Consider the following 26,422-nt stretch of genomic DNA (forward strand, 5'->3'; position numbering starts at 1 on the left):
GAAGAACTAACAAATAAATTGAGAAAATATGTACGGAATAAACCATAAAATAAATGATCCCGGACTTTATCTACTTAGTGATATTGTCGAGGAACAGTTGAATGTTTATGTAAAGGCATTGGCCGATACACCGGCTGAGGATAAAGAAAGAATTGCTCAACTGGAACATGCCATTTCGATATACCAGGCCGAACTGGACAAATTCAAACAGGAAATTGAGGATCAGAGAAAGAAACGGTTTCAATTCTCTGTTGAAGAGATTTATGCTATGTATGGTCAATATGAACGGAAGTTCATCAGTATTGAGTTCCATAAATACAGTGAATCTGCTCAAAAATATGGCCGTAACATTTCGGGTATTATATTGTATGGAAAGGCAGAACGTGAAGCATTGGAGCAAGTCATTAAATCCGGAAATGTACCCCGAACAAATAGCCTTGTAAAATTTGACTCTACAGATGAGCATTTATCAAAGGATCAGCAAGAACTACTAAAAAACGAGGGATTTATTAGCGGTGATATTTATGAAGTTTTAGCCACGAATCTTCCTGCCCCAAAAGCCTTTGGACAAGTCGGCAAGAAAGAAATACCAAACACAATTGAAATAAAAATGGACCCCACAGGATTTGATGTTAACCGATCAAATCATTGGCTGTTGGGACAAAAGATTAAAAGTGGATATCCGCTAACTGATGATGAATGGGCTAAGTTTTGCGGCCTATCATTTTACTTAGAACCTGAATCAGCGAACTTGGATATTATAAAGAGCAAAGGATTTTCAGAAGACGGAAAGAAAACCTATTTATCTCGTTTTTTTGAATTGGAGGCTAAACTATACGCCAAAGATATTTCCGCTGAAGAAATACTGGAGTTTAATGAGTTTTTGAAGGAGCGTAAAGCAGTACGAATTGAAGCTATCGTTAAAGAAATCAAGCGTTCTACCAATAAGACTTTAGAAAAGTTCAAGGAAGAATACCCGGAAATTTACAAGGCTCTTGAAATTTCCAGGATTGAATTTGACAATGAAACTTTAGCCTATCATAATGTTGCAAAACCTATTTATTGGGATTACGAAGGTTTTCTTCATATCTATCTACGCCATTGTGATGAATTATCAATAGAAGGACACTTTGAAAACAAAACCAAGTTTCAGTATTCCTATAAGGACATAAGGCGTATTCTGAAAATCGCCATTGAAAACCTTCTACCGCAAATAAATGATAAGTTATCGCAAGGAAAGGATTTCAGAATTTACGGCGACAAATCGCTGTACTTTAACGGCAATCACTATTCCTTGCATGTTTTGGAAAATGGCAGGATTGCAGCTTTTCATCCATTGGAGAATCCCCACGAGGAGGCTAAGTAAACTAATTTATAAACCATTCAAAAATTGTAACATCTTAGCGACCTCAATATCCATTCTTGAAAAGGCAAACCACTTTTTACCCAAATCTTTGAGTGATGCCCCGATATGGTACAGCTCGGTTCCATCAATGATAAGAAAGCGGTCGTGTGCCTGGGCGAATGTGTGTATATCAATAGATGGGTACTGGCTATTGTAGCGTTGCAGATCAAGTTGTAATTGGTTACTGATATTTTTGGTATAAATCGTGGCAGTCACCGACTGCCCACGTTTCCCAAGCAATGTGAGTACCGTATCATCAACGTAATTGTCAATGAGTATAATTGAACGTCCGGCATTTCTTATGATGTCGGCAACGAACGTATAAGCATCAAAAATCTGCCCATCGTAAAAAACACCTTTTTCGCTGTGAATTTTGTCGCTTTCCAGCGCCTTAAATATTTCTTCAAATTTCTGGTCGGCTTCCAGTTGTTTAAGCTCTATTTTGTCCAGAAGGTTAAACAGGGAGGCATTGCTGGTAAGGATTCTTCGCATCTCTACAAAGGCTTCCATATTTCTACGCTAACCTTAATGGCAATTTCAGACCGGAGAACGGCTGAGGCCATTGCCACCCCTGATTCTGAAAAAACCATTGGCAAATAACGCCTACCGCCGTGGTTTAAACTTGAGGTGCCAAATTGGAACCTCAAGTTTTCTACCTCCTCTTCGGTCAATTGAAAGCAGAATGATTCAGGAAACCTTTCAATATTCCTTTTTACAGCACGGTTAAGGTTCTTTGTTTCCACCTGATACAAAGAGGCCAGGTCGCTATCCAACATCACCTGTTTGCTACGTATGCTGTATATAAGTTTCCTAATTTCATCGTGGCTAATGATAGATTTATTATCCATTATTTTTTGTAGCTTTTATTTTTCTCAAATTCAAATGAGCTTTCTGCTTTTTCATTCAGTACGATATAGGCATCGAATTTTTTACCGGCTTTGCTCTTCATCCCTTTAATCAGGGTAGTTTTCCGCTTGGTAACAAGACTTTCTATATCAGTTATGCTGAGTTGCACCTCACAAACATTGCGGAACTGTACCCAATTGCAAGCCTCATCAGGGCATTTTACAATCTTATCCCTGATAATTAGTTGATGGCTTTTACATTTCGGGCAACTGAGCTTGGGCAGGTTAGTTTGGGCAATGGATGTTTGTAGCAGTTCCTGGGTAATGGTCGCAGCATAAGTTTCCATGTTCATCTGAAAAGTCCCGGCATTGCTTTCACCCGTTTCAATCTTTTGCAACGCAAGTTCCCACTCGGCAGTCATTGCAACATCTGCGATTTTCTTCTCCTTTACCAGCTTATATACCCGTAATCCTTTTTCCGTAGGAACCAAAGATTTCTTTTCTCTTTGGATATAGTTACGGGTAAACAAAGTTTCAATTGTTGCAGCTCTTGTAGCAGGAGTGCCTATACCAATGTTTTGTAATGCCTTTCGTTCATCTTCATTCTCGATTTCCTTTCCGGCGGTTTCCATAGCCGATAAAAGACCGGCTTCAGTATAGAGTACAGGCGGCTTTGTCTTTTTTCCAGAACAGCCGCTTCTTTTATTTTGAGTTCATCGCCTTTTTTAAGTTCGGGAAGATCCTGCACGGGTTCTGTATCATCATCGGAGAAGCTGCCTTTAATAGAACGCCAGCCTGGTTCCAATATCTTAACCCCTTTCGCAGTAAAATCGTAATGAAGTGCCAGTAAATTTATATCCGTTACTTCTTTAATGCAGGATTGGGATAGCGCTTCCAGTAACCTAAAGACAATCATGTCATAAATGGAATTTTCCTTTGCGGATAATGCGGATGGTATTTTATCTGTAATGAGCAAGCCATGATGATCGGTAACCCGCAGGTCATTGACAATACGTTTATTGAACCGTCCCCATTTCATTTTGGTTACGGCTTGCTTGCAGCTTTCCCTATCTTGTAAGGCTCTCACAAGATTGGGGATCTCTGCCCACATATCTTCGGGTATGTACTTGCTCCCGGTTCGGGGATACGTGATAAACTTTTTCTCATACAGGCTTTGAGCAATATTCAGGGTTTCTTCGGCTGAAAGGTTTAGCTTCTTGTTCGCTTCTTTCTGCAATCCTGTGAGGTCAAACAATAAAGGGGGCTGCTCCGTAATGCTTTTACTTTCCACGGAAGTAACGCTAACGCTTGTCGCTCTTTCGATAGATTTCAAGGTATCTTCTGCCAGCTTTTGGTCGTCCCATTTGTTTTTAGACAGGCTGTTAAAATCAATAAACTCTTTGTTGTGCAGCAATTGTATCTGCCAATACTTCTTTACTTTGAAGTCTTTATTTTCAAAATAACGCCTGCATATCAAAGCCAGCGTAGGTGTTTGTACTCTTCCGAGTGAATATATCCCGTTACTGGCGGCTATGCTTAGTGCCTGGGTAGCATTGATGCCCACAATCCAGTCGGCACGGCTTCTTCCTTGCGCCGCCTGATACAACCCGTTAAACTCATTTCCGGGTTTAAGATTATCAAAGCCCTGCTTGATTGCTTTTTCTGTAAGAGAGCTGATCCAAAGCCGTTCAAAAGGCTTATTGCATTTCAGGTATTCGTAAATGTAGCGGAATATTAATTCGCCCTCACGTCCCGCATCGGTAGCCACAATAATGCTATCAGAACGGTTAAATAACTGTTCAATTACTTTCAGTTGTTTTATTGCTCCCGGATCTGCGGTGTAGCCCTTGTCCTTTTTTACTTTACGAACAGTAAGCAAAAAGGGATTTGGAAGTATCGGTAGAGATGCTTTGTCAAATCCCGTAATACCATAGTCTTCAGGCATACCTAATCCTATTAGGTGTCCGAATGCCCAGGTGACAAAATAGCGATTGCCTGTCAGGTAGCCATCCTTTTTTCGGAAGCACCTAACAAGCTGGCTATTTCCCTTGCCACGCTTGGCTTTTCTGCAATCACTACTTTCATATCATGCTGTTTTTGGTGATTACCTTTTTACGCCTTTTGACTTAGCAGGGGCTTTTGGTTTTTCCTGTTGTTCCTGCTGCTTTTTACTGTCGGGACTTTTCTGTCCTGATTTCAAAGGCTCCTTAATATTTTTTGTCGCTTCATTGGTTTTACCTTCCGAATTAACCGCAGTTTGCGTTTTGTGGGCTTCGGTAGGTTTTACCTGCTGTTTTAGCTTATTCGGGTTTTGGAAAGAGAAATCCGTTTTGCCTGTTTCCTTATTGAGCGTGATATAACCGTTGTATTCCTTTCCTTTCTTGTCAACCAATCCGGTTAAATAAACAGTATGACCATCTTTGAACTTATTGTATTGCTCATTATCCAGATCTTTGCCCCTGAATGTTCTCGGTGCTTCCTGCGATTGGCTTTGCTGATTACTCTGGTCGTTGCTTTGAGCTTGTTGATTGGTGTTGCTTCTGTCGAAAAGAAACTCGACATAACGCTTATCGGCATTGAACTGTACAGTGGCGTTGAACTCGGCACCTTTTTTAGAAATCATGCCTTCAATGTAAAGAGGTTTGCCTTCCGCTAAAGTTTGTTTTTGTACATCATCAAGTTTCACGCCCTTAATTTCATCAGGGACTTTAATTCTATCCGTTCGCAATGCTACCAATTCATTAGTAAGCCTGTCCACACTAATTATAGACGGGATTGTTTCACCCGTTTTAGGATTAGTCAGATTAACCACACGTCCATATTTCCGGTTTGAAGCAGGTTGTTTTTATCTTCTTCGCTGAACTTGTGTCCAAAAAACTCAAAGTTCAGGTTCGGCTCTTTTCGGATACCATGAATGGCAACCACTACCTGCCCGTCCTCATTGGCTTGCAAGGATAACCGGGCATCCATCGGGTAACAGCAGTTCCAAGATTGAGGCTTACGGGTACAAGCTCATTGGTTTTGTAGCCTTTCAATAAAGGATCAAGGAGGTTCATTTTTTCGAGCTTCTCTTTGTTTAATCCGAGATTGTTCATTGTTTCCCAATCAATCTGTTCCGGCTTATAGCGGTATTCGGCGGTTTCCGGTGTTGTTTGTGTTGTTTCCATATTATTTTGATTTACTTGTTTTTGATCCTGCTGTGGTTCGGCTTTGACTTCGTGTTTTTTCATCAGTTGCTCACCTTCAGGAGTTGGATTGTTTACCTGTTTCTGCATTTCATTTGCAGTGTCAACAGCCAACGGTGCAGGCACTCTGAAAGAAAAATTTGTAGGGTTCTTTAGCTGGCTAAAAAAATTGGAGAAAAAATTTGGAAAAGAAATCACCGCTTTTATCCACACGCATAAACTGGTTCTGGTTTTTCCTCGTAGGATCAACCGTTTCCATTTTCCCGTTTTCGTTAATACTTTTTACTGCCTGAATTTTCTTTTTGTCTTTATCAAGCACCAATAATATTTCCGATAATTGGTCGGGAGTTTCCTGTTTATTTGTAGTTTCTTCACTCATTATATGAAAAATTTAAAGTTTTAGCGCCGAAAGTAAACGAAGCCTTTACTACATAACCCAAAGTGGCATTCAAAGGCAGTGTTTGTCTTTTATTGGCGGTCTATTTTGGGTGGCGGTGGATTAAAACTTTCCCGTATAAACTGATGCACATCAGACAACTTGTAATACAGTTTTCCGCTTATGGTATAATAAGGCAGCTTTCCGATGGAACGATACCGCTGCAAGGACCGATTGCTTATTTTTAGCATTTGGAGTAGGTCCTGATTATCCAATAATTCTTCCCCATCAATACTGTTACGCTTCTTTTGCAAATCATTTATATCGTCACTAAGGATATTGAAACGCTCCATGATACGTTCCATCCACGCCACAAATTCCATTTTGTCGATATTCATACTGGTACGCTTTTAATTATTGTCTGATTTCAGCTTTCTACCTTTCTTGATATAGCTTTTGCCTTTTTCCATCAGCTCCTGTACAAATTCGTCACAGCTTTGAATAGCATTGGCGTTCAACATATTTTTGATTGTTCCTATGGTGTAGAAGTACTGTCCGTAGATTTTCGAATATGCTATCTCACCTTTGGTACGCATACGTCATAAGGTTTTCTGGCTAATGTGCAGGTATTGACATACCTCGTGGTTATTAAGCCATAGATCGTCATAGTTTTTGTCTTCTTGTTTTTTGAGATAGTCGGCAATGGCATTTATACGGCTGTTGAGCTGTTGCCAGGCCTCTTCTTCGATAGTTATTATTTTCATTGCACAGCTTTTAAATGTTCACTATGCAAAATTGTAAAAGTTGGTAGAGTTTGTCTGCCAAGCCTTGCCAATTGGTTTGGCAGTTTTTTGAAATTTTTAATATACACATAAAACGGTTAGTTAATAAAGTTTTGCAGAGATTAGGGACGTTTGGATTGGAATTTTGCCAATTGGCAGATATGGGCAAAAAAAATAGCAGTACCGTTCAGGTACTGCTTTTAATTATTCTTTAGAGATAATCTAAAGGTCTTTGTCCATATATTCTTCGAGCGATACTTTAAGCTGATCTAAAAATACAGTACGGGAACCTGCCCTTGTTTTCATACGATGAAATGAATGGTGGAGGTCGTTTAATGATAAATTAAAAACTACCTGAGCAATCATGCTTAGTTTCCTTATTCCTATTTTTCCATGCGAAACTGCCCTTGATGCATACACCGCATATATAAGTTCTATAAGTGCATTTTTACTACTTGTCCAAAAGATGTCTTTCGTTGTTTTTTCATCTTTAAAAATAGCATCCTCAATCGATTCGATTTTAAGATGCAAATAATTTAGGAGTAGATCGTTGGCTATTATACGTGCAACTTTATAATCGTAATAAGTTGAAAAGTGGAGGTCAATTTCAAAAACAAAACTGTTCAGCCCATTGCCCAATCTAAAAAAGTTTGATCACGGTCGTCTCTTCCAGATCTGTAGTACCGGTAGAAGTCGGAATTAAAAATATGTTCTGTAAATTCCTGCTTGAGTTCTTTTATTTGGCTGGAAAAATAGTTTCTGTATATTTTTCCGTTACCGGGAGGACTGGCACATTCAATTCGGTAAACCTTATTGTAATAGATTAGCTTGCCGAGAATACTCGGTTTGACGTTCCTGAAAAAATTGATTTCTTCCCATTCGCTTTGAAAACCATCTTTGATAACAGATACTTTTAATGAAGCAAGGACTTCTTGCAGATAGCTAATCATTTTGAATGCTTCGTCCACAATCCCAGACGCTTCATTCATAATTTTGTTTTCGTACCGACTTACTTCGTCAGTAATTTTATGTAAAGAGTGCTTCATGGCAATATAGTTTTTGTTAGAATACTAATTGCAATTGATGAATTGCTCTTTACAAAGGTTAGGATTATCAATGGCTCTTTTTCCCAAGTTACCCCTAAGTTGGGAAAGATTTTTTTTGCTTATCAGAGTTACTTTTCTTTAGGTAATACTCAATGTTATTTGTTTTATGGCGTTTTTAAAATCAAGAAACTTCCGTATTAGCACATAAGATGTTATTCGTATTTCGTAAATTTGCTTTGAGTTACAAGGAGAAAACCATTGAAAGTGAGTGAAGTTAGCACCATTACCAAATCGTTACCTACAGTGATGCGCTCTAACTTAATCTACTCTATATGAACTTGCTTAGAGTTTTCTGATGTTTTTCTTAAAAAAAGTTCAGTTTTCTTTGCAACCTTTTGATGTTTTTGCGTCTATAGTACAATTGGGTGCTTCATCAACACCTGTAGTATTAATTTAAAATTTTATCAATCATTCAATGAAAAAACTTTTACTATCAGCAGCTGCCCTGCTGACGCTTTTCTGTGGGCAGGCACAATCGTATCAACAAAATTTCGAAGGCAGCCATAATGACATTTTCAACCAGGGCTGGAGATTTGTAAATCTCGAAGGTTCGCCGCAAAATAATGGCATTTACAGCCCAACTGCATCAATTCAGGCTATTGGTATACAAGGAAGTGCAGCAGGTATGGCAACATTTAATCTAGTGAACCAGATACCTACCCATATCACTAACCTTGACTGTGTTATAATATCTCCTGCTATACAAATTAATAATGCAGATGGTTTTGTAAATTATACAACCGGCAGCGTAAGTATCGGCAGCAATGCAAGTTCGCATTATTCGGTATATATCATAACCAAAGCTCAAATGGATGCTGCAAACACGCCCGCTGCGTTAAAAACATTGCTGACAGCACGGCCTGCAGATGATGAGGCCATAATTAACAATGAAACTGTAGGCACAGGGTTTGACCTTGCTGATTACGCAGGTGAAGCCATCCATTTCATTTTCAGGCTTCACAATTCTCCTACCAACAGTATTTTCCTGGTAGATGATTTTAAGGTTACCGGAGCAGTATTAGGGACTGATGATGTTAAGCAACCGAAAGTTTCTATTTACCCTAATCCTGCTGCCGACTTTATAACAATAAATTCGCAAGATATTGAAGAGGTTAGCTTTACAGACATGAACGGACGTACAGTTCTTTCTAAAAAAAATATATATACCGATAATTACAATATTGAAATTTCGGGGCTATCGCAGGGTATCTACCTGATGACGGTTACTACAGTAAATGGCATTACCACACAAAAAGTTGTAAAGTCATAATTTGTTGATTTAGATTTGGAAAAAGCCCTGAGAAATCAGGGCTTTTTAATTAAATATGGGTTTGTCTCCATTTGTATAACATAGCCCTTTTGCGATTGTCCATATCATTAGGCTGGAAACTAGTAACGTCTTCGATCTTAAGAATAGTATAGCCATCATCTTCGCCCATTTTACCAATTTTCTGAAACTTCTAAAACATAGCCTGTATAATATGTGGATCCATTTATTTCAATACTGCATATTTCATTCTTGCTACCCTCTAGTTGTTTTAGAATAGTGAAATCCCAATGGTCATCATCAGACAAGTCCAACTCAGAGTTATTCTCTTTTTCCAATTCCAATGAATAATCAATAACAACTTGCATCGCTTTAGTATAATCATCATTAAAATCAACTCTTTCAATATCGGATAATTTCGCCACTATTATTCCGTCCTTCTTGCCATATTTTGTAAAGTGTTGTAACTTTATAATAAGATCATTATAATCTAAAATATAACCACACCAAAATGTATTATCATCACGATATCTGACAATTGATATTAACTCTTGATTATTTTTTGACCGCTCAAATATTTGTTGAAATATCATATTTTTAATTATTCTTCTTAGCATTCATTATCTGCCACTGCTCATTGATATATTTAATTTTACGTACTTCTTTAAGTATATCTTCGCGCTCAACAGCATAATCTTCAGCATTCTTATCGGGATGACTATCAAGGTCATCTGCCCTTTCCAATAAGTTATCCATTACCGGCTGCAGCTTATCCTTTACAATTCTTGGCATCTCATTAAAAAGTTCTTCCAGTTCTTTCTTTAGCATATTTTTTATTTAAAGTTACGAAATCCGAAATTTATACTCGTAATTTTTATCCAAGCCATCCTTCCCTGTCAAGGCTCCGGTATTGTATAGCTTCACTAATATGCTGTGGGCCAATATTCTCGGCGCCTTCAAGGTCGGCAATAGTGCGAGATACTTTTAAAATCCTGTCATAAGCACGGGCTGAGAGATTAAGCCTTTCCATAGCAGTCTTAAGTAATTGCAATGAAGATTCGTCTAATGAACAGTATTCTCGTATTTGCCTTGTACCCATTTGGGCATTGTAATGCACACCCGGCAGATGTTCAAACCGCTGTGTCTGCACCTCACGGGCTTTAATTACACGTTCGCGTATCTCTACACTGCTCTCGGCTTTCCTGTTATCAGAAAGTTTATCAAACGGTACGGGTGTTACCTCAATATGGATATCAATCCTGTCAAGCAGCGGGCCTGAAATCTTGCTCATATACCGCTGCATTTCGTGCGGGGAAGAACTTACAGGGGCATCTGGGTCATTAAAATAGCCGCCGGGACTGGGGTTCATACTCGCCACCAGCATAAAAGATGATGGGTATGTTATGGTAAATTTAGCACGTGATATAGTGACCTCACGATCTTCAAGCGGCTGGCGCATCACTTCAAGCACTTCACGCTTAAATTCAGGGAGTTCATCAAGAAACAAAACGCCGTTATGTGCCATTGAAATTTCGCCCGGTTGGGGGTAGCTCCCACCGCCAACAAGTGCCACATTTGAAATTGTATGGTGCGGGCTCCGGAAAGGGCGCTGGTTCATCAATCCCGCCTCTTTCAGCTTGCCTGCTACGCTATGTATCTTAGTAGTTTCAAGGGCTTCACGCAGCGTCATGGGCGGCAGGATGCTCGGCAAACGCTTTGCAAGCATGGTTTTACCAGCACCCGGCGGACCGATAAGTATTATGTTATGCCCACCCGCTGCAGCAATCTCCATACATCGCTTGATTGACTCCTGCCCTTTTACATCGCTAAAATCAAATTCGGGGAAGTCGAGCGTCTTATAAAATTCTTCCCGCGTGTTAAAGACAGTTGGCTCGAGTGTGCCGCGACCTTCAAGAAAGTCAATTACTTCCATTACATTTTCAACACCATATACCTCAAGGCCGTCAACAATGGCAGCCTCCTTTACATTCTGTTTTGGTAGGAAAAAGCCCTTAAAGCCTTCTTCACGGGCTTTAATCGCAATGGGCAAAGCACCTTTTATAGGCTGCAGGCCACCGTCAAGCGAAAGTTCACCCATTATAATGTATTTGTCAACTTCTTCACTATTTATTTGTCCTGATGCAGCAAGGATACCTATGGCAAGTGTAAGGTCATAAGCTGAACCTTCCTTTCGCAAATCAGCCGGAGCCATGTTTATGGTTATTTTCTTCCCCGGAAGGCTGTAGCCATTGTTTTTGAGCGCAGCGGCTATACGGTAACTGCTTTCCTTTATAGCATTATCAGGCAGCCCTACCAAATGATAGCCTACCCCTTTATCAATATTTACTTCAACGGTAATTGTTGTTGCTTCAACCCCGAAAACAGCACTCCCGAAAACTTTTATCAGCATATAGAAAAATTATAGGCCGAAAATAAGAATTTTTTCTTACAAAGAAACTGTTAAGTATTAAATTTATATTAGCTTTGAACTTCAATCATATCACAATGAAATATCTGTTTTTCTTGCTAATTTTTGGCTCGGTTGAAATGATAAGTCAGACATCTACACCTGAAACCCCAGGAGTAAATCTTACCAATTGGAATTTAGTTTTTCAAGAAAACTTTAATTACCAAAATACAGCCGATATTGACACCAAATGGAAAAGGCAGCATGGTGAAAAGCGCTATCTTACTGAGCAAGTTTTTCAAAAAGATAGAGTTATATTAGGAATTGAGGATACAATAAGGGTTATAAAACTTCAGGCGAAATATCATAATGAAGGAATACAAAATCCTGATTATTGGAATAACCTGTATAAAAATGCTAATGGCAAGATTGCTAAATATTCAACAGGGGAAATTATTACTAATAAAAAGTTTTTGTACGGATGTATTGAAGCCAGGATAAAATTACCTGTTGGGAGAGGACTATTTCCGGGATTTTGGTTAATGCCTACATACCGCGAGAGACAATTTAAAGATTCAGTACCTACTAATTGGAATTTTGACGGCTATATGCTTGTTGGCAAAAGATATCCAGAGGAAATTGATATAATTGAACAGCGTTCATATTTTGATCCAGGTACAAATACGTTTAATAATCATATCTATGATTTTTGCATGTTTTTCAATGACAGTACTAGCGGCTATAAACAAGCAGTTGATAAGGTACATTACTTTGAAGACACCTCACTAGCAGGAGAGTGGCATACATATTCAGTTAAATGGGATATGTTCGGGCAGCACTATTATATTGATGGTGTCCACAAGTTCTCAAATGACTTATGGAGTCGAAGTCTTCCGTCTCATGCTGAGTCAATGAATGTCATTATTGGTGCAACTATCATAACGAATACCTCCGATTCTTCACAAAATCCTACCTCTAATTCAGGATCGGCATTTATAGATAATACAGTAATTGGTTCACCAACACGTCTAGTATCTTTTGCTGATGATTTTGGAATCGATGATGAAGAAATACTTATAGATTGGGTAAGAGTTTATCAGGAAAAAAAGTTTAATAATCCCGTCGTGTGGACATCAGGACAATCAGATAAATTAGGCGAGTTTGATTTTAAAAATGTTGATAAATTACCTATACAGATAACGGGTAATTTTATAACCGATGACCTTACAGTAGCCGATGGTGATGAAATATTTATCTTTTCAAGAGATGGATTAAGGTCTTCACTACAGAGACTAACAAACAAAACTACTACACAAACTCTTGACCTGAACACAGGTCAAAATATATCTAAAACACACCACGATGTATGGGAAGTGAAAACTATAGGAAGCGAAATTAGAGAAAGTATAGGTAATGAATATATGCTTAATAATTGGTTTATCCCTTCAGTAGTAGCACGTACAAATTATGCAGTTGGTGATTTTGACGGTGTGGTAGGTGACGAGCTTTTTATTACAAATGATTTAAATCAATATGCCGTCTTGATGAAATTTGCAAATACTCAGAATACTACCACCCTTAATTATTATCTCTATAATGAATTGTATAATAATCAAACAGGTTTTGGAACAAATAAAACTATAAGGTCCAGCAATGGAACTACTAACATTACAAGAGATTTTAATATTGCTGATAAGTTCATAGCAGGGAATTTTGACATAAATGACACTAAAGATGAACTGTTATGGATAAATCCACTTCAAAAAAAATTATCTATTTTAAAGTATAATGGTACAGGCTGGCAAAATTTACTTGAGACCTATGCTGCGAACGGTGTCGTTATAGGAACATGGACAGTATCTGTTGACGATTATTATCTTGCAGGAAATTTTGATAATATACCTGGCTCTAATGATGAATTATTATGTTTCAATAAAGCTACAGGGCTTATACACTTATACCGATTAAACATCAGTAGCGGCACATGGACAAAAATTTGGGATAACGCAAACACAGGAACATCAACTACACCATTAAAAATTAATGATTGGTGGACAAATCCGTCAGATGAATACCTTGCCGGAGATTATTTAGGGAACGGCAATACACAGTTATTATGTATAAGTAGAAATGGCGGATACGGATTTATTTATGAATTTTCATTTAACCAGGTTTCGCAAAATTGTGTTTTAAATACAAAAATGCAAAATATCAATAATGAAAGACCAGAATTATCAAAATACATTTCTGGAAATTATAGCTATGTTAATAAAGATGAACAAATTACCAACACGCTGTTTACAATGGATCTTTATAAAAAATGTCATGAGTTGGGTTGTTATGATTACAGGTATAGCACAACTTTAACCTCTTTTGCTGACGCACTTAGCCCAACACCTTGGACGTCAACTAATCGTAAAAATAATGTGGGTAAACTTGAGAATTCTGATATTGAAGAACAGATTTATGTATTTCCAAATCCAAGCAATGGCAAGACCTCAATTTTATTTAATAAGAAATTGTCTGGACAACTTTTAATTTGCAGCAATGACGGAAAGATAATACAAGATAAAAAAATTAGTGAGCAGAAGAGTCTGGAACTTAATTTAGGAATATGTTGTAGATGGAATATATTTTGTAAGAGTAATTACTGAGGATAGAATATTCAATTCTAAAATTATACTAAAGCGATAATCATAAATTCCACTTAAAAATTAGTAGTAATTTCGCTACTCACCTAAAACATTTTTACTTTTAATAACTTAAAACAAATAAGCATGGGATTATTTAATGCAATAATGGGGCACGCCAGTGAAGTGTCAATTGAAAAAATTACTGAAGAATATAAAGACATACTTGTTAGCGGCGAGCATATCGAGAAAGCCTTTAAGCTGATACGCGATATGTTTGTGTTTACCAACAAACGCCTGATACTTGTTGATAAGCAAGGGTTAACGGGCAGTAAAGTTGATTACGTAACAATACCATACGCCAGTATCATTAAATTCTCTAAAGAGAGCGCCGGCCTTCTTGACCTTGATGCGGAATTAAAAATATGGGTGCGCGGTGAAGCAATGCCGATTAAGAAACATTTCGGTAAAGACAATAACATCAATGAAGTATATCAAATATTGGGTCAGCACATACTGAAGTAAAACCTGTAACAGTATTTGCAAACACCCGCAGCCTAACATAAAATAATATGCAGGACTATTTTGTAGCAGAAAGCTATATGTTGATGTTGCTGGCTGCGGGTATTGTAGCCCTGCTGGCAGCAACTGTGCCGGTTCTGATGCAGAGACAGCATGTATCTGCGCCTATAATTTATGTTGCTATAGGGATAATTGTTTACTTTTTTGCAAGACAGTATGAATTTGAACCGTTAGATCATCTTGAACTGATAGAACGTGTAACAGAATTTGTTGTACTGGTGGCCCTTACCAATGCCGGTTTAAAGATTAGTGAGCCATTTAAATGGAAAACCTGGCGGCACTCTTTCAGGCTGCTGGCATTTGCAATGCTTATTACTATTATTGCTGCTGCTTTTTTAGGGTGGTGGATTATAGGCCTTACCCCTGCTACTGCATGGCTCTTTGGCGCTGTGATTTCACCTACAGACCCTGTACTTGCATCAGAACTGCAAACCTCTGAACCAAGCAAAAAAGATGTTTCTGATATAAAGCTGGGACTTACCAGTGAAGCAGGGATTAATGATGGCCTTGCCTTCCCGTTTGTTTATTTTGCTATCTATGCAGCTACAAAAGGCCTGGATTATGAAAACTGGATAGGCGAATGGTTTCTGCACAAATTCCTCATTAAAATAGCTATTGCCGTAGTAATTGGCTTATGTTGCGGCGAAGTGCTTTACCGTATCATATTTTCTATAAAAGACAAGGGCCAGCTTACCAAAATAAGCCGGGGCATCATATCATTGGGGCTGGTATTGCTGCCCTATGCAATATCTGAAATTGTGGGCGGCTATGGTTTCCTTGCAGTTTTCGCGGCAGCATGCACGTTCAGCAACAGGGAAGTGTATAATGAGCATATGGATGCACTGCATGATTTTAATGAAGAGCTTGAAGGGATTGTCGTGGCAATTATTTTTTTAATGACAGGGGTTTTTATTGCCTACCATTACCACATACTATATGATTTAGAGGTGATTACCGTAGCATTACTTATGGTATTTGTTGTAAGGCCGGCGGCAGGCTATATTTCCTTTATCAGGTCTGACCTTACAGCATTCCAGAAATTTGTCTTATCTTTTTACGGAATTCGTGGTGTGGGTTCATTGTATTACATGGCATATGCCCTTACAAGTGCGTCATTTGCCGGTGCTGAGAAACTTTTAGAAGTTACCATAGTAACCATTTTTATATCAATGTTGGTTCACGGACTTTCTGCACGCACCATCCAGTTAAAAATTAAAAAATTGCATGAAGCAGAACAGTGAAGGTAAAGTAGTGATCATTGGTGGCGATGCTGCGGGTATGTCGGCTGCATCAAAAATTAGGCGTGAACAGCCTAATCGTGAAATTATCGTCTTTGAAAAATCGCAGTACACCTCCTACTCTGCCTGCGGCGTACCTTATTATATTTCGGGGACTGTTGAAACTTTTGATGAACTTATAGTGCGAAGCCCTGCAACATTCAGGCAGAAATACAATATTGATGTCCGTACTGAACATTTGGTCCTAAGCGTTGACCCTGAAAACAACAGGATTAATATACTTGATAAGAAAGCAGATAAAACATTTTGGGAAAACTATGACCAGCTATTGATTGCTACCGGGGCCAAAGCGTTTTGCCCCGACCTGCCAGGTACAAATGCCGAAGGTGTTTTTGGTATATCTACATTAAAGAGTGGAATCAACCTTGAGCGCTACCTTGAGGAAAAGAAGCCGCGTAAGGCTGTAATTGTTGGTGGCGGGTATATTGGGCTGGAAATGGCAGAAGCATTGCTTATACGCGGCCTGAATGTCTCGCTTGTGAACCGGCAGCCACAGGTTATGAATACACTGGACCCTGATATGGGCGCTATGGTATCTGATGCAATGCGCAATCTTGGCGTTAGCCTCTATCTTGGTGAAGAACTAAAAGCTTTTTCGGTCATTGACGGGAAAGTGAGCGGTGTTATAACTGACAAACGTACTATAGAAACAGATATAGTGGTGCTGGGCATGGGAAGTTCGCCCAATACTGATTTCCTGAAAGGTTCAGGTATAGCTTTAGGAATGAGAGGCGCAATCAAGGTAAATGGACAAATGCAAACCAATTTACCAAATATTTGGGCAGCAGGCGATTGTGCCGAAACACTTCACCTTGTAAGTAAAATGCATGTGCATATAGCTTTGGGCACTATAGCCAATAAAACAGGTGTGGTTGCGGGAAGCAGCATCGCAGGAGAAAAGGCTATATTCCCCGGGGTTGTTGGCACGGCTGTTTGTAAAGTGTGCAAGTATGAAGTGGCGCGTACCGGCTTGCTTGAAAGAGACCTGCAAAAACTTGGTATTGACTATGCCACCGCAACAATAACAGCGCTTACAAGGGCACATTACTATCCGGGAGCAAAAAATATTACGGTAAAGCTTTTAGCTGAAAAAAATAGCGGAAGGCTGCTTGGCGGACAGATTATTGGTGAGGAAGATGCTGCAAAGCGTATTGACGTTCTGGCTACTGCGCTTACACACAACCTTACTTTGCAGAATATTATGGATCTCGATTTATCTTATGCGCCCCCCTTCTCGCCGGTTTGGGATCCGGTGCAGACTGCCGCACGAAAACTTATAAACGATATTTAGTTGAGAATGATGCGAAAAGTTTTTGATTTACCGGCATCATCTGTAAGCGTTACAAAATAAAGACCTTTCGCATTATTGGCCATATCTATCACACTGCCGGATTTTTGAACCTGCACCTGCTGCCCCAGATTATTATAGGCAGAATATGTAAAATTCCTACCGCCGGTATTTTCAACATTAATTATACCTGTTGTTATGGTAGGATAAAGCACTACATTATCTTCAGCAATTTCAGCGTCTGTCGCCAGTACTCCCCAACTGTCCGGCGCCTGCGGGCCGCCCCATATCATGGTAGCCAGGTAGGGATTGTCAATAAAAGGGTTACGGTTGCCCTGCATGCTTTGCAATACGACATTGCGGTTAAGCTCATACTGGCTTACGGGATCCTGTTGATTCCATTCCAGAAAAATATTAGGCATATCACCCAGAGGGCTGTATGATGTGCTGCCCAGGCCAATATTTGTTGGCGGGCATTGAGACTGGTAGCGCAAGTACATATACATCATCATGCGTGCTACGTCACCCTTCCATTCATCTCCAGGATACCATGAAGCTGTACTTACAGAAAATGCATTACCGCTTCCGGCAGTAAATTTTTTATTGCTTCGGGTATTATTCATCTGTGCATCAATAGCCCTTAAGTGGTGTGCATCACTTCCCGGCCCTTCCTGCCCCAAGGGAGGTGTGCCAACAGACTGCGCAAATACATGCTCACGCACCCACAGCCCTGCACAGCTTGAAGTATGGCAACTGGCATCTTTACTGCGTGTACGGTCATTGCTAGTAATTGCATCAGCATCATTATAGCCGTAAATAAGTAATACTTTTGTATTGTCATTAGGGTCAAGATCACTCTGTTTCAAAGCATTCCAAACATCAGGTGTATATATAAGCTGGTAAGTGTGTGTTGTTGTAACAAGAGCTGAAAGCTGAGATTTAATATCTTCTGCATTTTGCGTAAAGTCAACTGAGCTGTAATAAGCAGGAATTTGCGCTAAACAATAAAATGGCAGTAAAAGTAATAATGTAATCTTCTCCATGAATCGTTCATTTTTTTTCAAAAGTATGATAATTAATAGGATGCAAAAAAATTGTGTTGTTAAAATCACATGTGGTATCGATTTGAATAGCTAATCATGTTAATCTGTAGTGGCTTAATTTCATTTTAATAAAGATTAGTTTAAAAATCTTAAAATTAATTTATGACTATTGTATTTAACTGTTAAATAATTGATTAGCTTTGAGGCCTGTTTAAATTTAAGATTTTTTTAACAAAAAACCATATTAAGTCATATGAGCAAAACTACCTTACAAAAAATTTTATTTTCACTATTGTTTATTTTTTCGCTTCAGGATATTTATGCTCAAGTCGCGGTAAATGAAATTATGTCGTCAAATACTTCAACTTTGGCTGATGAAGATGGAAGTTATGAGGACTGGGTTGAGCTATACAACTACGGAACTACTCCCATAGATTTAACAGGATATGGTTTAACAGATACTCCGGCAGCACCTTTTAAATGGGTTTTCCCGGCGGTAACAATGCAGCCAGGAAGTTACTTAGTTGTATGGGCATCAGACAAAAACAAGGTTGTACCGGGACAGCCGCTACACACTAACTGGAAGATAAGTACCGGCGGTGAAACAATTGTTCTAACACAGCCTGATGGCACAGTTGCAGACCAGGCACCTGCAACAGCCCTTGAAGAAAATGTTTCTATAGGCCGCCAGCCGAACGGTACAGGGTCATGGCTTTTCTTTTATACCTCGACACCCGGAACGCCAAATACCGGCTCAGGACTTACCGAATTGCTTACACCGCCTGTATTTAGTCATAATTCAGGCTACTACAATACAGGCTTTAATCTTGTCCTTACGCATTCAAACCCTAGTGCAATAATTGTTTATACAACTGATGGTTCTCAACCTGTGCTTAACAATACAATGGGCACATTATATACTTATAAAAACGCCTATAAGCTAGAGCCAACAGATTCGGAAGGGCCGCTTTTGTCTGACAGCTATAATTCAAATACATATTTTCAGCCTATCGGCATTGCAGATAGGAGTGCCGAGCCTGACCAGCTTGCAAATAAAAATACGAGACAGCACCCATTGTACACACCGCCAACACCTGTAAGAAAAGCTACTGTTGTAAGGGCACGGGTTTATGTTGATGGAGTACCTTCGAAAATAATATCTAAAACGTATTTCGTCTGGCCGACAAATCCTTACCAGCTTCCTGTAATATCATTACAAATACAGGAAAACTACATGTTTGATTACAATGATGGTATTTATACTTCGGGTATAGATTTTGATAATTGGAGAGCCGCTAACCCTAACAATAACCAATGGTACCGTCCTGACTGGAATAATTACTGGCGCAGTGGCGACACATGGGAATACCCTGTACATTTTGAATATTTTGAACCAAACTCCGGTAGTCTCAATTCTGCAATAAACATGAATGCAGGATGGCGCATACATGGCAATAACTCGCGTGCACTTGGTATAAAAAGCCTGAGACTATATGCTCGCGGAGAGTACGACTCACAAGACCAGTTTGAACATGATTTTTTTGACGAACAAATTCCTGATGCACCTGTGCCGGACAACGATGAGTTTAAGCGCCTCATGCTTCGTGGCGACGGTACGGGCGGCCCAGTGGCTTATGATGTGGTATTTACGCGCGCTATGCAGCCAGTATTTAATGGCGTAACACGTATAAAACCTGCAATCCATTTTATAAATGGCGAGTTTTGGGGCTTAACTGCTGTACGCGATAGGCTTGACAAACACCATTATGTAAAGAATTTTAATCTTCAGGAAGATAATATCGTTCAGATAGATTGCGGCGGTACTAATTGCGACCTTAGCGAAGGCACAAATGCTGACTATACAGATTATATTGCCATGCGCGACTTTATAAGAAACAACAGCATGGCCACAGATGCTAATTTTGACCAGGCTGCCGCTAAGCTCGACATGATATCGTTTACTGACCACATGGTGATGGAAATATATGCCGCCAACGATAGCTACGAAAGAACATTCTGGAAAGTGCGCACACCTGAAAATGCAGGCTACGGTGATGGAAAATATCGTCTTACGGTTCAGGATTTTGAAGCATCGCTAAAGGATAACATAAACTGGCTTGAGCGTTGGGCTAACCTTACAAATCCTGCAAATGAATCTTATCTTGGGCACCTGCTTGCCAATAATGGTTATAAAACCTACTTCATTAACCGTTTTGCCGATATTCTTAATACGGCATTTACTACGGCACGTTTCAACAGTATTGTAAACCAAACATTTGACGAAGTTGCACCGTACCTGCCTGAGGATATACATCGCTTCCCGAGGCTTACTTTCTACCAAAACTCGCAAAAAACAAACTTGCTTAATTGGGGTACAAACAGGCCGGCAATACAGCGTGACCAAATCCGCAACCAGTTTGGCATCAGCAGCAATGTTAACCTCACGATAAATGTATCAGACACCGAAACAGGTATCGTAAAAATAAACACGATAAAAATTGAAGACACTACACCCGGCGTACCTGCAAACCCTTACCCCTGGACAGGTATCTACTTTAACGGAATACCTGTTACGCTTGAAGCTATTGCAAAACCCGGCTTTGTATTCAGCCACTGGAGCGGTGATGTTAGCGGAAACAATCCTGAACTTACGGTAACCCCTGTTGGCAACATGCAGATAACCGCCAACTTCGCACCACTTGGCAATGAACCCGGTGTGGTATATTTTTGGTGGATGAGCAATGCCATTACTAATGACATTCCGCTTACAAGCGTTGATGCTACTTTTGAAGACAACGGACTTAACGCTGTATTGCACTATACATCTTGCATAGCAGGATATCCACTATCAAGTAATGACCCTCTGTATCATAAAGGCTCTATGGAGCGTAGAAATGCACCAACAGCAGTTAACTACCGTCCTGAAGCTAATAATGATGCTCCATATGTAGCCAGCCAGATGAAAGGTATACAAATACGCCAGCCGTTTAAGGTTGGTACACTTGAAAATACAGTTGTATTGCAGGCGCCTACCACCGATCTTCAGGACATCAAGCTAACATTGGCTGTTGAAAGCGATGGCGCAGCGCAAACACTTATTGCCGACTACTGGAATGGCACAGAGTGGGTTAATACAGGCCTTGCAAATGCATCGCAAAGTATACCCACTACCTATGAGGTTAAGACATTTGACTTTACGGGTATTGCTGCTGCAAATAATAATCCTGATTTTAAAATAAGGCTGCGTTTTGACGGAACCGATATGTTTGCTGATGCAGGAAAGCGGGTACACTTCAATAATATAGCTATCGAAGCCAAAGCAGTACTTTCGGCACCACGGTTTGAAAGGGAAATTTCTGTAAAAGTTTATCCTAATCCTACAGATAGCAATGTTACTATTGATGCAAGCGTACCTATGGATAAAATTGTAATTTACAACATATTTGGCCAGTTGGTTCAGCAGTACACGCCTGTTACCGCACAGCAAAAGATAAATCTTGAGCAGTTGCCGGCAGGTATTTATTTTGCTAAAGTAACATCAGGCAAAAGTGAAATTACAAGCAAGATAATAAAGAAGTAATTTCACTTAACTAAATTAGACACGTCTCATTTGGGACGTGTTTTTTAGTTTATATTTGACCTCAATTGTTTACAACAATGACATATGAAAAAAGCAAATAAACTATCAGCCATGAGCATGGATCAGCTCATTCTGTATAAAAAGAAAATGAAGGGCGTACTTGTAGGCCTTGGCATTGTGATGCTTATTGCAGAAGCGGCATTGCTCTATGTAATATTTACTACAGACGGAATGGGATCTCTTGCAATAGTTGCATTAAGCACATTTATTTGCTTTATGCCTGCAGTTATAAGCTACTCACAGATAGACAAAGAAATAAAGTCGCGCGAAAACAACACAAAAATTAATTAATAGTACAGTCTGAAGTCAAGAATTTTGCACAGCGCATAGTGTTTGCGGTGCAACTCTTCCACAACTTCAGTAACATCATCCTCGTCCTGACAAAGCGTAAAAAATGCCTTATCAAGTGCGGCACTGGCTATACTATTTAACTCGCCGTATCCCGAAATTGCCTTGGCTCCTGTAATATCAAGAAAATATTGCGATTCATCCGGTGTTAAGTCAAGTATTTTAGCATTGGCAAAATGCAGTATTTTGCCTTTAAGCTTTCCCTCAAAAACTTCGGCAATTTCTTCAAGGCTATAATAGTAGTCATTAATGCAAATGCTATTTTCTTCGCCGGGCATCACAAGGTAAATAATTTCGTAGCCTTTAAAATTATCGTCCGCATAAATCAAGGCATTAAGACTGTCCTCAAGGCCTTCAATTGTATCACAAGTTTGGTAAATACTGTCAATACCCGTATCCCAGGCCAGCTGCTCAAGGTTGTTTATCGTGTTTTCATTGCCCTGTATTTCAACATCATCAACAGCCTCAAGGCAAAAAATAAATTTATTATTCATATAATTTTCAAAAGCAAAAGGTGTGCCTTAAAGATAACACCCTTTTGCCTGTTTTAATTTCACTTTTATCAACAAACAAATTCGCTTATTTTCGCATCCTGAAAATTTTACTTTTGTCTCCAGCTATCACACATATAACATACTTTACAAAAACCGAAATTTCGGGCATTCCCCTGCCTGAACGTTTTACCTACCCTTTTTATTACGAGCCACATCCTCTTGCAAAGATGGCCGCAGAAAAACTTCAGGCATATCTTGAGGCTAACAATAATCTGGGGCATAACTTTAATGCCATTGGTAAAATGTTTGGTGTGCTTGTAGTTCAGGATAGTGAGGGCAAATTAGGCTATTTGTGGGCGTTTTCGGGTAAGCTGGCCGATAGCAACCACCACAAGCGCTTTGTTCCGCCGGTGTTTGACATGCTGGACGATGACAGCTTTTTCCTCAAAGAGCAGCTGGTGCTGAACGATATCAACCAGGCTATTGAAGAACTGGAGGTAAATGCTGATTATCTCAACCTAAAACAGCAATCTGATATTTTGACATCACAGTCTGAAGCCGAGATTAATGCTTTCAGGCAATGGACTAAGCGTAATAAAAACATCCGTAAACTGTTGCGGGAAAAGCGAAAAAAGGATTTAAGCGAAGCAGACTACCAGGCCTACGAGGCGCACATGATTAAACACAGCCTTTATGAAAAACATAAGTTTAGGCTGCTTGCAGAAAAGTGGCAGAAAGCAATAGATGAGAATGGTGCCGCCCTAATGGATTTTGATGCAAAAATTGAAGCATTAAAAACAGAACGCAAAGAAAAATCGGCAACACTGCAGCAACAGCTTTTTGAACAGTATGTTTTCCTTAACAAGGATAAAAAACCGAAGAGCCTTCACGATATTTTTAGTGCTACTGTATTTGGTAAGCCACCTGCCGCAGCGGGTGAATGTGCCACACCAAAATTGCTGCAGTATGCTTTCTTAAATGACTTAAAGCCTCTTGCCATGGCGGAATTTTGGTGGGGAGCAGGGCCAAAGTCTGAGGTGCGCAAACATGGACACTTTTATCCTGCTTGCAGCGGAAAGTGCAAGCCCATACTTGGCCATATGCTGGCCGACATAGCTTTGGAAGATAATCCGCTGCTTGTAAATAACGGTGAAGATAAAAAAATTGACATCATTTTTGAAGATGACAGCTTTGTTGTGGTAAACAAGCCTGAAGGGCTGCTTTCTGTACCGGGCATTGCAATACAAGATTCTGTTTATACAAGGCTGCAGGCATTGTGGACAGATGCCGAACCGCTCATTATCCATAGGCTTGACATGGCAACATCTGGCCTGTTGGTTGTAGCGAAAACCAAAGAAGCGCACAAGCATATTCAAAAGCAGTTCCTTAATCGAACCGTAACTAAGCGTTACACAGCGATGCTGTCAAAAGTTATATCAGAAAATGGCGGTGAAATAAACCTTCCATTGCGCGGCGACCTTGACAACAGGCCCATGCAGCTGGTATGCTTTGAGTTCGGCAAAAAAGCCATTACAAAATGGCAGGCAGTTGAACGTACTGAAACCACTACTAAAGTACATTTCTGGCCACTTACAGGCCGAACTCATCAATTGCGTATGCACGCTGCGCATGAACTGGGCTTAAATGCACCTATTGTTGGTGATGACCTATATGGGACTTCAGCAGATAGACTTTACCTGCACGCTGCAGTTCTCGAGTTCACCCACCCAACCAATGGAGAACGTATGAGGTTTGAGGTGACAGAGGGTTTTTAGATATGAAATTGCATTCTATAGTCAGCAATTTATAATTTCTCAACTCGGCCATTTCATTCACAATCGTATCGACAAAGTTTAAAATTTGTTTAATATCCTGTACTTTATTTCTTTTGATTTAAGAATGCTTGGGCGCCCTTCAATCCTAAGGTCCAAAACCTGGCTTTTAGTGGTTCACGCTAGGCAAACAAATAATCCTCAATCAGCCTTTCAGTTTATTAACTGAGAGGTTTCCTGTTCTATCAGTGTTTTTAATGCTCTGTCCTGCTCTTCATTCCAGAGTTTCTCGAATTCTTCAAATAAAAAACCCTGTAATCTTTTTGATTACAGGGTTATCAGCGGAGAAAGAGGGATTCGAACCCCCGACCTGTTACAGTCAACGGTTTTCAAGACCGCCGCATTCGACCGCTCTGCCATTTCTCCAGTATGTGCGCCATCATGTGCCTGATTGCGGATGCAAATATAGCAACCTTTTCCGTTTCTGCAAATACAATCAAGGCTTATTTAATATTTTTTTTCGCATTAATTTATAACAGTTTCAAAACGTTTGCTTTAGCAAATATTAATATTCAACATATTCGGTAATTTCAAGGCCGTAGCCAATCATCCCTACCCTTTTTGTCTGCCATGAATTAGTAAGCAGCCTTATCTTTGAGATGTCGATATCATGTAAAATCTGTGCGCCAATACCAAAATCTTTTACGTCCATTTTTATTTGAGGCGCCTTCATCACTCCTTCAGCCTGTAATGATTTTAGCTCTTTAATGCGTGCCATCAATTGTGTAGGCGGTATTTCCTGGTTTATAAACAACACCGCGCCCTTGCCCTCAGTATTTATCCTGCGGAAGATATCATCAAGCTTTTTATCTGCATCAGTAGTAAGTGTTCCTAAAATATCATTGTTTACCTGCGATGAGTTAATACGTGTCAGTACAGGCTGCCCATTATTCCAGCTGCCTTTAGTCAGCGCTATGTGCACCTGTTTGTTGGTGGTCTGCACGTATGCCCTCAGCCTGAAAACGCCAAACCTTGTCTCTATCTCAAAATCTTCTTTCTTCTGGATAAGGCTGTCATGCTGCATGCGGTAAGCCACTAAATCTTCAATAGAAACAAGTTTCAGGTCAAACTTCCTGGCTACTTCATACAATTCAGGAAGCCTTGCCATAGTGCCGTTCTCGTTCATTATCTCACAAATCACTCCCGCAGGTTGGAAACCCGCAAGCCTTGCAAAATCAATGGCTGCTTCTGTATGGCCGGTACGCCTCAATACACCGCCTTCCTTTGCAATTAGCGGAAAAATATGCCCCGGCCTCCCCAGATCATACGGCTTTGTATCAGGGTTAATTAGCGCCTGTACTGTTTTTGCCCTGTCTTGAGCCGATATGCCTGTAGTTACGCCGTTGCCTCTAAGGTCGACCGATACTGTAAAGGCTGTTTCCATGCTGTCGGTATTATTGGTAACCATTACATGCAGGTTCAGCTCTTTACAGCGTTTCTCTGTAAGCGGTGTACATATAAGCCCCTTACCATGTGTTGCCATAAAATTGATCATCTCCGGTGTAACCTTATCGGCAGCAGCCAGAAAATCGCCTTCATTTTCACGGTCTTCGTCATCCACCACAATTATTATTTTGCCCTGGCGGATGTCTTCAATGGCTTCTTCTATTGTGTTGAGTTGTATGCGTTGTTCGGTAAGCATTGTTATTTGAATTGCGGGATGGCCTTTTTCAGCGCTGCCCTGTCAGTAAAAAATAATATAAGATAAAACGGAAAACCTAAAACCAATGTCGGTATCAATCCTAATCCAATATTACGGTTTAGTATCCGGCCAACATCACGAAGGATTTCTTTAGATTTAAATAAAAACAGATAGAATAATATCGTATTCAAAATGCCTAATATCATAAGCCACAGATTGGTCTTTTCAGCTTGTGCAGCCGTTAAAGCAAAA

Annotated in this window: 16 protein-coding genes, 1 tRNA gene and 5 pseudogenes; 9 read left to right on the forward strand and 13 right to left on the reverse strand. The window is 39.8% G+C overall.

The window, feature by feature from the left end; genetic code table 11:
- Positions 1 to 28: 28 nt before the first annotated feature.
- Positions 29 to 1,366 (forward strand): hypothetical protein, encoded by a 1,338-nt coding sequence (locus LRS05_RS12160; RefSeq protein WP_257868567.1) that lies wholly within the window; start codon positions 29 to 31, stop codon positions 1,364 to 1,366.
- 6 nt (positions 1,367 to 1,372) lie between these two features.
- On the opposite strand, the pseudogene LRS05_RS12165 reads toward LRS05_RS12160, so the two are convergent.
- From LRS05_RS12165 to LRS05_RS12190, 6 genes and pseudogenes are all read right to left on the reverse strand, one after another.
- Positions 1,373 to 2,253, reverse strand: a pseudogene (locus tag LRS05_RS12165) (ORF6N domain-containing protein).
- Positions 2,253 to 4,335, reverse strand: a pseudogene (locus LRS05_RS12170) (DNA topoisomerase 3). Before LRS05_RS12170 ends, LRS05_RS12165 begins: the two co-directional pseudogenes overlap by 1 nt.
- Positions 4,336 to 4,354: 19 nt before the next feature.
- Positions 4,355 to 5,814 (reverse strand): annotated as a pseudogene (locus LRS05_RS12175) (DUF4099 domain-containing protein).
- A gap of 89 nt (positions 5,815 to 5,903) precedes the next feature.
- Positions 5,904 to 6,209, reverse strand: a complete 306-nt coding sequence (locus LRS05_RS12180) for a helix-turn-helix domain-containing protein (RefSeq protein WP_257868568.1) — start codon at positions 6,207 to 6,209, stop codon at positions 5,904 to 5,906.
- A gap of 12 nt (positions 6,210 to 6,221) precedes the next feature.
- Positions 6,222 to 6,575 (reverse strand): annotated as a pseudogene (locus LRS05_RS12185) (helix-turn-helix domain-containing protein).
- Positions 6,576 to 6,815: 240 nt separating this feature from the next.
- Positions 6,816 to 7,639, reverse strand: a pseudogene (locus LRS05_RS12190) (RteC domain-containing protein).
- Between the two features lie 475 nt (positions 7,640 to 8,114).
- On the opposite strand from LRS05_RS12190, the gene LRS05_RS12195 reads away from it, so the two are divergent.
- Positions 8,115 to 8,969, forward strand: coding sequence for a T9SS type A sorting domain-containing protein (locus tag LRS05_RS12195; protein WP_257868569.1), 855 nt, complete (start codon positions 8,115 to 8,117; stop codon positions 8,967 to 8,969).
- Between the two features lie 170 nt (positions 8,970 to 9,139).
- On the opposite strand, the gene LRS05_RS12200 is transcribed toward LRS05_RS12195, so the two are convergent.
- Genes LRS05_RS12200 through LRS05_RS12210 form a run of 3 tightly spaced genes read right to left on the reverse strand, consistent with a single transcriptional unit; the run spans position 9,140 to position 11,376 of the window.
- Entirely contained in the window at positions 9,140 to 9,559 is a 420-nt protein-coding gene (locus LRS05_RS12200; protein WP_257868570.1) for a hypothetical protein, read from the reverse strand.
- Between the two features lie 4 nt (positions 9,560 to 9,563).
- Complete coding sequence (locus LRS05_RS12205; RefSeq protein WP_257868571.1) at positions 9,564 to 9,794, reverse strand: hypothetical protein; 231 nt, start codon at positions 9,792 to 9,794, stop codon at positions 9,564 to 9,566.
- A gap of 46 nt (positions 9,795 to 9,840) precedes the next feature.
- On the reverse strand, positions 9,841 to 11,376 hold the full coding sequence (locus tag LRS05_RS12210; RefSeq protein ID WP_257868572.1) for a YifB family Mg chelatase-like AAA ATPase: 1,536 nt from the start codon (positions 11,374 to 11,376) through the stop codon (positions 9,841 to 9,843).
- A gap of 95 nt (positions 11,377 to 11,471) precedes the next feature.
- On the opposite strand from LRS05_RS12210, the gene LRS05_RS12215 reads away from it, so the two are divergent.
- The 4 genes from LRS05_RS12215 to LRS05_RS12230 all read left to right on the forward strand — a co-directional run bounded on the left by LRS05_RS12215 (position 11,472) and on the right by LRS05_RS12230 (position 17,174).
- Positions 11,472 to 14,027, forward strand: a complete 2,556-nt coding sequence (locus LRS05_RS12215) for a family 16 glycosylhydrolase (RefSeq protein WP_257868573.1) — start codon at positions 11,472 to 11,474, stop codon at positions 14,025 to 14,027.
- A gap of 123 nt (positions 14,028 to 14,150) precedes the next feature.
- The gene (locus LRS05_RS12220) at positions 14,151 to 14,528 is read left to right on the forward strand and encodes a PH domain-containing protein (RefSeq protein ID WP_257868574.1); all 378 of its coding nucleotides are present in this window, start codon (positions 14,151 to 14,153) and stop codon (positions 14,526 to 14,528) included.
- Positions 14,529 to 14,575: 47 nt separating this feature from the next.
- Positions 14,576 to 15,826 carry a sodium:proton antiporter gene (locus LRS05_RS12225; protein ID WP_257868575.1) on the forward strand — a complete coding sequence of 417 codons (1,251 nt, stop codon included), beginning with the start codon at positions 14,576 to 14,578 and terminating at the stop codon, positions 15,824 to 15,826.
- Positions 15,810 to 17,174, forward strand: a complete 1,365-nt coding sequence (locus LRS05_RS12230) for an FAD-dependent oxidoreductase (RefSeq protein ID WP_257868576.1) — start codon at positions 15,810 to 15,812, stop codon at positions 17,172 to 17,174. Before LRS05_RS12225 ends, LRS05_RS12230 begins: the two co-directional genes overlap by 17 nt.
- Here LRS05_RS12230 and LRS05_RS12235 read toward each other — a convergent pair.
- A complete protein-coding gene (locus tag LRS05_RS12235; RefSeq protein ID WP_257868577.1) occupies positions 17,171 to 18,214 on the reverse strand; it encodes an endonuclease in 1,044 nt (347 codons plus the stop codon). The genes LRS05_RS12230 and LRS05_RS12235 overlap by 4 nt on opposite strands.
- A gap of 253 nt (positions 18,215 to 18,467) precedes the next feature.
- Here LRS05_RS12235 and LRS05_RS12240 point away from each other — a divergent pair, with 253 nt between their 5' ends.
- Together LRS05_RS12240 and LRS05_RS12245 are read left to right on the forward strand one after the other, a co-directional pair.
- Positions 18,468 to 21,794 carry a CotH kinase family protein gene (locus tag LRS05_RS12240; RefSeq protein ID WP_257868578.1) on the forward strand — a complete coding sequence of 1,109 codons (3,327 nt, stop codon included), beginning with the start codon at positions 18,468 to 18,470 and terminating at the stop codon, positions 21,792 to 21,794.
- 84 nt (positions 21,795 to 21,878) lie between these two features.
- The gene (locus LRS05_RS12245; protein ID WP_257868579.1) at positions 21,879 to 22,145 is read left to right on the forward strand and encodes a hypothetical protein; all 267 of its coding nucleotides are present in this window, start codon (positions 21,879 to 21,881) and stop codon (positions 22,143 to 22,145) included.
- Here the strand turns inward: LRS05_RS12245 and LRS05_RS12250 are convergent.
- A complete protein-coding gene (locus LRS05_RS12250) occupies positions 22,142 to 22,696 on the reverse strand; it encodes a DUF6642 family protein (protein WP_257868580.1) in 555 nt (184 codons plus the stop codon). The two genes, LRS05_RS12245 and LRS05_RS12250, sit on opposite strands and share 4 nt — an antisense overlap.
- 113 nt (positions 22,697 to 22,809) lie before the next feature.
- Here LRS05_RS12250 and LRS05_RS12255 point away from each other — a divergent pair, with 113 nt between their 5' ends.
- Positions 22,810 to 24,471 (forward strand): RluA family pseudouridine synthase, encoded by a 1,662-nt coding sequence (locus LRS05_RS12255; protein WP_257868581.1) that lies wholly within the window; start codon positions 22,810 to 22,812, stop codon positions 24,469 to 24,471.
- A gap of 339 nt (positions 24,472 to 24,810) precedes the next feature.
- Here LRS05_RS12255 and LRS05_RS12260 read toward each other — a convergent pair.
- Positions 24,811 to 24,894, reverse strand: a tRNA-Ser gene (locus LRS05_RS12260).
- Between the two features lie 139 nt (positions 24,895 to 25,033).
- Positions 25,034 to 26,170 (reverse strand): 3,4-dihydroxy-2-butanone-4-phosphate synthase, encoded by a 1,137-nt coding sequence (gene ribB / locus LRS05_RS12265; RefSeq protein WP_257868582.1) that lies wholly within the window; start codon positions 26,168 to 26,170, stop codon positions 25,034 to 25,036.
- Between the last annotated feature and the right edge of the window lie 252 nt (positions 26,171 to 26,422).

The organism is Flavobacterium sp. J372 (assembly GCF_024699965.1).
Classification (GTDB): domain Bacteria; phylum Bacteroidota; class Bacteroidia; order Flavobacteriales; family Flavobacteriaceae; genus Flavobacterium.